Source organism: Vibrio sp. Vb0667 (genome assembly GCF_033391095.1).
The window spans coordinates 1-1,009 of record NZ_JAWPOL010000446.1 but is presented as its reverse complement, the minus strand read 5'-3'; the positions used below and the strand labels follow the sequence as shown (position 1 = coordinate 1,009).

The window sequence follows — 1,009 nt, the reverse complement described above, 5'->3', positions numbered from 1 at the left end:
GTGCGGAAGAAGGGATGCGTGGAACGGACAGTTATCAAGTATTCGCTACGCGCAAAGATGTGGTTGAAAGCCGAGTTGAGGCGTTACAACAGTCTGGTTTAAAGCCTGTGTTGGTTGACGTGCACTCTCAAAGCCTAGGTCATATCTGGAAGCTTGCCGCAGAGCGTTTTCCTGAAAAAAACAAATACTGTTTGTTAGACATCGGCTCGTTAGCGAGTTCATTCACCATGTTTACCGAGCAAGGCGAACTGTTTCATAAGGAGTTTGCGTGCGGTACTCGTATCTCAATGGGGACGTCACAAGAAGACTTACTTTCTGATGATGCTCAAGCCAAAACGGAACAGTTCAATCGTCAAGTGGTTGAGCGCGTAAAACGTCAAATGCAGCTCTATACCTCGATCAACGGTTCGCAAAACATCAAAGGCATTTGGTTATCGGGCGAGGGGGCATCGACGCCAATGTTGGCAGAAGAGCTGTCGCATCAGTTGGCATTGGAGTGTGAGTTGTTAAACCCACTCGGACTGTTTGAAATGAAAGTGTCGAAACGCAAGCGCCGAGCGGCCGATTGGCAACATTTTTCGACGGCTGCAGGGCTGGCGGTGCGTGGCATTCATTGGTTAGGAGGTGTGCGTGCTGTATCGCATTAACTTATTGCCTTGGCGCGAAAATCAAAGGGAAGAGCATCGTCGTCGATTTGTCGGTTTAGTGGTATTGGGCGTCATGGTGGCGTTGGGGATTCAGTGGGGCGTTGGCAAATATTATGAGTACCAACAAGATCTTCAACAAGAGCGACTCGACTATCTAACAACGTACATTTCTGATCTAGATAAGCGGATAGAAGCGATGAAGATCGCGGAGCTTGAACACAGCAAAATCTTGGAACGCTTGAAAGTTGTGGAAGCGTTGCAAAATGGTCGGAATAAAACCACTGATTTTATGAACCTCATGCCTGCTGTTATTCCAGAAGGCGTGTATGTCGACAAGATCAAAATGAACGATCTAGAAATTG

2 protein-coding genes are annotated in these 1,009 nt (G+C 47.4%); both read left to right on the top strand.

Features of this window, described 5'->3' with window-relative positions; genetic code table 11:
* On the top strand, positions 1-647 hold a 647-nt coding region (pilM, locus tag R8269_RS26550), incomplete at its 5' end, for a type IV pilus biogenesis protein PilM (protein WP_318223080.1).
* The coding region (locus tag R8269_RS26545) for a pilus assembly protein PilN (protein WP_318183791.1) at positions 631-1,009 on the top strand (379 nt) is incomplete at its 3' end. The genes pilM and R8269_RS26545, both read left to right, overlap by 17 nt.